The organism is Streptomyces sp. NPDC058307 (genome assembly GCF_042880295.1).
GTDB lineage: Bacteria > Actinomycetota > Actinomycetes > Streptomycetales > Streptomycetaceae > Streptomyces.
In genome coordinates this window covers 5,844-12,622 of record NZ_JBHVYZ010000115.1, presented here as the reverse complement: position 1 = coordinate 12,622, position 6,779 = coordinate 5,844, and the positions used below count along the sequence as shown (strand labels likewise).

5 protein-coding genes are annotated in these 6,779 nt (G+C 70.3%); 2 read left to right on the top strand and 3 right to left on the bottom strand.

Features of this window, described 5'->3' with window-relative positions; genetic code table 11:
* Positions 1–301 precede the first annotated feature (301 nt).
* Complete coding sequence (locus tag ACFVYN_RS40210) at positions 302–850, bottom strand: MarR family winged helix-turn-helix transcriptional regulator (RefSeq protein ID WP_390007637.1); 549 nt, start codon at positions 848–850, stop codon at positions 302–304.
* Between the two features lie 134 nt (positions 851–984).
* Here ACFVYN_RS40210 and ACFVYN_RS40205 point away from each other — a divergent pair, with 134 nt between their 5' ends.
* On the top strand, positions 985–2,241 hold the full coding sequence (locus ACFVYN_RS40205; protein ID WP_390007634.1) for an MFS transporter: 1,257 nt from the start codon (positions 985–987) through the stop codon (positions 2,239–2,241).
* Positions 2,242–2,252: 11 nt separating this feature from the next.
* Here the strand turns inward: ACFVYN_RS40205 and ACFVYN_RS40200 are convergent, their stop codons facing one another.
* Positions 2,253–3,896, bottom strand: a complete 1,644-nt coding sequence (locus tag ACFVYN_RS40200; RefSeq protein ID WP_390007633.1) for a SpoIIE family protein phosphatase — start codon at positions 3,894–3,896, stop codon at positions 2,253–2,255.
* 215 nt (positions 3,897–4,111) lie between these two features.
* Positions 4,112–5,491 (bottom strand): NAD(P)/FAD-dependent oxidoreductase, encoded by a 1,380-nt coding sequence (locus ACFVYN_RS40195; protein ID WP_390007631.1) that lies wholly within the window; start codon positions 5,489–5,491, stop codon positions 4,112–4,114.
* A gap of 374 nt (positions 5,492–5,865) precedes the next feature.
* Here ACFVYN_RS40195 and ACFVYN_RS40190 point away from each other — a divergent pair, with 374 nt between their 5' ends.
* Positions 5,866–6,657, top strand: a complete 792-nt coding sequence (locus tag ACFVYN_RS40190) for a TetR/AcrR family transcriptional regulator (protein WP_390007630.1) — start codon at positions 5,866–5,868, stop codon at positions 6,655–6,657.
* Positions 6,658–6,779: the final 122 nt, after the last annotated feature.

Below are 6,779 nucleotides of genomic sequence, written 5' to 3'. Positions count from 1 at the left end.
ACTCTATCAGATCCTTTCGGGCCTGATTCCCAGTCAGGGGGCTTGTCTTCCCGGCTGTTGGGCCGTTCCGACGTCTCAAACCTTAGCGGACTCTCGCTGCGGTCCCAAATCGAGGAGCCGCACCCAAATCGAATTGAATTCGGGCACACCGAATTCATCCCGGCTGGGAGATCGTTCTGATGGTTTGAGTGGCCGCTCTCGCGGCGGAGGTGCTACCGCAGAACCGTTACGGCCCCGCGGCAACCCGAAGAACTCTACGGATCTGCCAGGGGGCTGTCAAGCACCCCCCGTCAAGATCTTTTCAGTCGAGGTCGCTGAGTCGCCCGCCGGCGTCCGGCTGTGCATGCTCCACCCTACGCAGGAGCCGGGTGAGAACGTCCCCGAGGCTGTTGCGTTCCTCCGCGGACAGGTCCTGGAGCAGGTCCTCCTCGAAGACCGTGGCGAGGCGCATCGCCTCCAGCCACTTCTCGCGACCCTCGGTAGTCAGCTCCACGATCACGCGCACGCGGTTGGACTCGTCCCGCTCCCGGGTCACCAGTCCCTCGGCGAGCATGCGGTCGATCCGGTGGGTCATCGCCGCCGGCGTGAGGCCGAGGCGCTTGGCGAGGTCGCTGGGACCCAGCTGATAGGGGGCCCCGGAGAGCACGAGCGCCTTGAGGACCTCCCACTCGGCGTTACTGATGCCGAGGGCGGCGGTCTGACGGCCGTAAGCGACGTTCATGCGGCGGTTCAGCCGGGAGAGCGCCGAGACGATCTGCTCGACCTGGGGGTCGAGGTCGTGGAACTCGCGCTGGTAGGCGGCGATCTGTTCTTCGAGCGTCGGCTCGGGGGCGCCGGGGGTCTCGGCCATGTGCGCAGTATGACACGCACGTCCTTTGCCTTGAAGTCCTTCACTATGTAGTCTTCAGCATCGAACTTTAACTCTGAAGTCTTCACTCCTAACTAGTGAGAGAGGTGAACGTGACCAGGGCGAGGGGCGCAGCGATGCGTCGGATCCACGTGGGCAACGCACTCAGCGCGTTCGGGCTCGGTTTCACCGTCCCCTACCTGTACGTCTATGTGGCGCAGGTGCGGGGCCTTGGGGCCATGACAGCGGGGCTGGTCCTCGCTGTCTTTGCCGTGGCGGCGTTGATCGTGCTGCCGTTCGCCGGACGGGCCATCGTCGGGCGCGGCCCGCTGCCGGTCCTGCTCACCGCTCTGGTCACGGCCGCGGTCGGGTCGCTGAGCCTCGGGCTCGCGAGCCAAGCGTCCACCGTGCTGCTGTCGGCGGCCGCGCTCGGAGCGGGCCAGGCCGTGATGCAGCCGGCGCTGGCCACGATGATCGTGGACTGCTCCACCTCTGAGACGCGGTCCCGGGCCTTCGCGACGCAGTTCTTCCTGCAGAACCTCGGGCTCGGCGTCGGCGGTCTCATAGGCGGGCATCTCGTCGACACCTCGAGCGCGGCGTCCTTCACCGTGCTGTTCGCGATCGAGGCGGCGATGTTCCTGCTGCTGGTGGTCGTGATGGCAACCCTGCGACTGCCGCACGCGCCGCGGATCGAGGCCGCGCCCACCGGGACCGCCAAGGGCAGCTGGAAGCAGTTGCTCGGCAACCGGGCCATGGTGCAGCTGTGTGTGCTGGGCTTCGTGCTGTTCTTCGCGTGCTACGGACAGTTCGAGTCCGGCCTGAGCGCCTACGGCGTCGAGGCGGCCGGCATCTCCACCTCCGCGCTGGGCACTGCCCTGGCCGCCAACACCGCGATGATCGTGGTCGCGCAGTTCGCCGTGCTGAGGTTCGTCGAGCGGCGGCGGAGGTCCCGGGTGATCGCCCTGGTCGGACTCATCTGGGCCGTGGCATGGCTCACCGCGGGTTACGCCGGGCTCGGACACGGCAGCCGGGAGATGGCCACGGCCGCCTTCGTCTCGACGTACGCCCTGTTCGGGCTGGGCGAGGCGATGCTGTCGCCGACGGTGGCCCCGCTGGTCGCCGATCTGGCGCCGGAGGGCATGGCGGGCCAGTACAACTCCGCCTTCGCCCTGGTGAAGCAGCTCGCCCTGGCCGTCGGTCCGGCGGTCGGCGGCCCGATGGGAGCCTCGCTGCACACGCCGTACATCGTGACGTTCCTGCTGTTCTCGCTGGGCATCACCTACCTGGCCGTGCGGCTGGGCAGGCAGCTGACCCCCGTACAGAACCAGCCGTCACTGAGCGGGAGCCGTGTGGTGGCCCAGGGTGGCAGGCGGCCGGAGTCCATCAGCGCCTGACCTGCACGGCGCTACCCCTTCGGCAGCACGAACTCGCACCACACCGCCTTCCCGCCCCCCGGCGTCCGCCGGGACCCCCAGTTCGACGCGATGGTCGCCACGATGGCGATCCCGCGTCCGGACTCGTCACCGGGTTCCGCCTGTCGGCGCCGGGGCAGGTGGTCGTCCCCGTCCGTCACCTCGACGATCAGCCGCCGGTCGGTGCGGCGCAGGCGTAGCCGCATGGGCGGAATCCCGTGCTGGAGCGAGTTGGCGACCAGTTCGCTCACCGCCAGCACACCCAGGTCGTGCAGCTCGACGGGGAACCGCCAGCTCGTCAGCACCCCTGAGGCGAAGGCACGCGCGCGTGGAGCCGCCTCGACGCCGCCCAGCAGTTCCAGCGCCGCGTTGCGGAAGAGCTCGCCGTCGGGGCCCGTGTGCGCCGGGTGCTGGAGGACCATGACTGCCACGTCGTCGTCGTGTTCCGCGGTGACGCCGGCCGAGCGGACGAGGCGGTCGCAGATCACCTGGGGGGTGCCGGTGGCGCCGGCCAGGGCGCGTTCGAGGGCCGCGATGCCCTCGTCGAGGTCCTCGTTGCGGCGTTCGACCAGGCCGTCCGTGTAGAGGACGGCCGTGGAACCGGGGCCGAGCGGGATGGAGCCCGAGGCGTGCATCCAGCCGCCGGTGCCGAGCGGCGGGCCGGTGGGTTCGTCGGCGCGCAGGACGACGCCGCTCTCGTCGCGGACCAGGATGGGCAGGTGGCCGGCCGAGGCGTAGACCAGCTTGCCCTCGTTCGGGTCGTGGATGGCGTAGACGCAGGTGGCGATCTGGTTGGCGTCGATCTCCATGGCGAGACCGTCGAGGAGCTGGAGGATCTCGTGCGGGGGGAGGTCGAGGCGGGCGTAGGCCCTGACAGCCGTGCGGAGTTGGCCCATGACCGCTGCCGCGCGCACCCCGCGGCCCATGACGTCGCCGATGACCAGGGCCGTGCGGCCGCCGCCGAGGGTGATGACGTCGTACCAGTCGCCGCCGACCGCGGCCTCGGTGCCGCCGGGGTGGTAGGTGGCGGCGACGCGCAGGTCGTCGGGTTCTTCGAGTTCCTGGGGGAGCAGGCTGCGCTGGAGGGTGACGGCGGTCTCGCGCTGGCGGCGCTCGCTGGCTCTGAGGCGCTCGGCGGCCTCGGCGTGGTCGGTGACGTCGGTCGCGAAGACGAGAACTCCGCCGCCACCGCCGGCGCTGTGTCCTTCCGTCACCGGGGTGCAGGTGAAGGTGTAGGAGCGGCCGTCGGGGGCCTTGCGGGACTTGACCGTGCGCGGCTTGCCGCTGCGCAGGACCTGGTCGAGGAGGGGGAGGAGGCCGATCTCGTGGAGCTCCGGGAGGGCTTCGCGGGCCGGTTCGCCCGTGGGACGCGGGCCGAAGGCGACCACATAGGCGTCGTTGACGTAGGCGAGGCGGTGGTCGGGGCCGTGGACGAGGGCGACGAGGGCGGGGACACGGTCGAGGACTGCGCGGACGGGGAGTTCGTCGACGGCGGGGGCCGGCATGGTCAGTTGTTCGGCGCGGGCCGCGGGGACGGCTCCCTCGCTCAGGCGGTCGTCGGTGACCAGGTCGTCGGTCCGCGCTGCGGCGCGGCGCTGCGTTCCGGGGAGGCGGGCGCTCCAGCGCGTGAAGTTCACGAATCCTTGCCTCGTGTCGTCGTCTTCGGCGTCTTCGGGCCGGGCCCGGCCGGGGGGCTGGGGACGGCAGCCCGAGGGTGCAGCACGGTGGGAAAACCTCTTGGTTCGAGGGGCGGGCGGCTGCCCGTCCGAAGTCGGGCACCAGTCTGGCAGGGTGACCGGCCGGGTCGATATTCGTCAGACGCCGGGGCGGTCCGTGGAGTTCCTCGGTCCGGTCAGGACGACCCCTTCGGGTCGTTCGTCGGGTCGTGAGGATGCTTTCCACCAGCCGCGAGTTCGAACTCCGCGCGGGGATGTTCGAGTGAACCGAGGGAGACGATCTCCCGCTTGAAGAGTCCCGACAGGGTCCATTCGGCCAGGACCCGGGCCTTGCGGTTGAAGGTGGGGACCCTGCTGAGGTGGTAGACGCGGTGCATGAACCAGGCAGGGTAGCCCTTCAGTTTGCGTCCGTAGACGTACGCGACACCTTTGTGCAGACCCAGGGAGGCCACCGAGCCGACGTACTTGTGGGAGTACGTCTCCAAAGGCTCGCCGCGCAGCGCGTGCGCGATGTTGTCGCCGAGGACCTTCGCCTGGCGTACGGCGTGCTGGGCGTTGGGGGCCGTCTCCTTGCCGGGCTCCTCGGCGGTGACGTCGGGGACGGCGGCCGCGTCTCCGGCCGCCCACGCGTGCGTGGTGCCCTCGACGGTGAGCTGGGGGGTGCATTTCAGCCGACCTCGCTCATTGAGCGGGAGGTCGGTGGCGGCGAGGAGCGGGCTGGGTTTCACGCCGGCGGTCCACACGACCGTACGTGTGGGAAAGCGGTTGCCGTCGCTGAGGACGGCGACGCGGTCCACGCAGGACTCCAGGCGGGTGTTCAGCCGTACGTCGATGTTGCGGCGGCGCAGTTCGCTGACCGTGTAGCGGCCCATGTCCTCGCCGACCTCCGGAAGGATGCGGTCGGAGGCCTCGACGAGGATCCACTTCATGTCCTCGGGACGGAGGTTGTGGTAGTAGCGCGCGGTGTAGCGGGCCATGTCCTCCAGCTCGCCGAGTGCCTCCACGCCCGCGTAGCCGCCGCCGACGAAGACGAAGGTGAGGGCGGCGTCGCGGATCGCGGGGTCGCGGGTGGAGGAGGCGATGTCCATCTGTTCGATGACGTGGTTGCGCAGGCCGATGGCCTCCTCGACCGTCTTGAACCCGATGCCGTGGTCGGCGAGTCCGGGGATCGGCAGCGTGCGCGCGATCGAACCCGGGGCGAGGACGAGTTCGTCGTACGACAGCTGCTCGCCGCCCGTGCGCTCCTCCTCGGTGGCGAGGGTGGCGACAAAGGCCGTGCGTTTGGCGTGGTCGATCGCGGTGGCCTCGCCGACGACGACGCGGCAGCGGTCGAGGACGCGGCGCAGCGGTACGACGACATGGCGCGGGGAGATGGATCCGGCGGCCGCTTCGGGCAGGAACGGCTGATAGGTCATGTACGGGTCGGGGGCGACGACGGTGATCTCGACTTCGCCCCGGTCGAGTTCCCGTTTCAGCTTGCGCTGCAGACGCAGAGCCGTGTACATCCCGACGTAGCCACCGCCGACAACCAGAATGCGCGCACGTTCCTTCACCATCCCATGACGCACCCGTCGCTTGAGTTTGTCCACAGCCTCGACAAATTGTGTGACCGGAAGTCGTCGGCGCGCCGGGTTGGCCGGATTGTCGGAGCGCGCGGTGTATTCGCAGGTCAATGGGGGTGCGCAGGGCGGGCGGAGGGGGTGCAATCGGGGCGTTTGGCACCCGTACTCCGATCGGGGGGCGCTCCGTGCGGAACCTGCCCCTTCTGAATTGACCCCCACTCAACTATGTTCGTGTGTCGACGGGGTGTAGGGGGATGCGCTCCGGGTCCGCGACGGGCGGACTCGTGAAACGGGCTTGTTCCGCTCGCTCCGGCTTTCGATGACGGGGAGAGTCTCCGGGGGGAGACGTCATTACCGGGGGATCATTTATGCACATTCAGGACTCTCATTGGTCTACCGCGTCCACCGCGTCCGCCATCGCACCCGGCGGCGGGGCGATGGGCGGTGCGATGGGCTCGGCGATGAGCGCGGCGGGCAACGGACGGGACGGATCGCGTTCGGCCCCGCTGCGCGTGGACGCACAGCGCAATCTGGAACACGTACTGCGCGCGGCGCGCGAGGTCTTCGGCGAGCTGGGTTACGGCGCGCCGATGGAGGATGTCGCGCGGCGCGCCCGGGTCGGTGTCGGCACGGTGTACCGGCGCTTCCCGAGCAAGGACGTCCTGGTCCGGCGGATAGCCGAGGAGGAGACCTCCCGGCTGACCGACCAGGCGCGGGCGGCGCTCGGTCAGGAGGACGAGCCGTGGTCGGCGCTGTCGCGCTTCCTGCGCACGTCGGTCGCATCCGGTGCAGGGCGGCTGCTGCCGCCGCAGGTGCTGCGGGTCGGGGTCGCCGACGAGGTGTCCGACGGCTACGACGGGACGCGGGTGCCGCAGCAGCGGACCACCCCGGGCTCCGGCGAGCTGCGGCTGGTGCCGGAGGAGGCCCCGCTGCTCTCCGCCGACGACGACGCCGGGGCGGCGGCGCTGCTGGAGGTCGTGGGCCAGCTCGTGGACAGGGCTCGGGCGGCCGGTGCGCTGCGCACCGACGTGTCGGTGTCGGACGTCCTGCTGGTGATCGCGACCGCGGCGCCCTCGCTGCCGGACGCGGCGCAGCAGGCGGCGGCCTCGGCGCGGCTGCTGGACATCCTGCTGGAGGGGCTGCGGTCCCGACCGGTGTGACTCGAACGGGTGACAGCGGGGTGGGGGCGGGTGCCGACCCCCCCCCCCCCCAAAACCGCGGCTTACGGCGGCGGCCACCAACACCCCCAACCCCCGCGAGGGGTGAGCCAGCCCCCAAACCG

Coding starts and splice junctions, on each gene's coding strand:
- ACFVYN_RS40210 (WP_390007637.1), bottom strand. CDS start 850: ATGGCCGAGACCCCCGGCGCCCCCGAGCCGACGCTCGAAGAACAGATC.
- ACFVYN_RS40205 (WP_390007634.1), top strand. CDS start 985: ATGCGTCGGATCCACGTGGGCAACGCACTCAGCGCGTTCGGGCTCGGT.
- ACFVYN_RS40195 (WP_390007631.1), bottom strand. CDS start 5,491: ATGGTGAAGGAACGTGCGCGCATTCTGGTTGTCGGCGGTGGCTACGTC.
- ACFVYN_RS40190 (WP_390007630.1), top strand. CDS start 5,866: ATGCACATTCAGGACTCTCATTGGTCTACCGCGTCCACCGCGTCCGCC.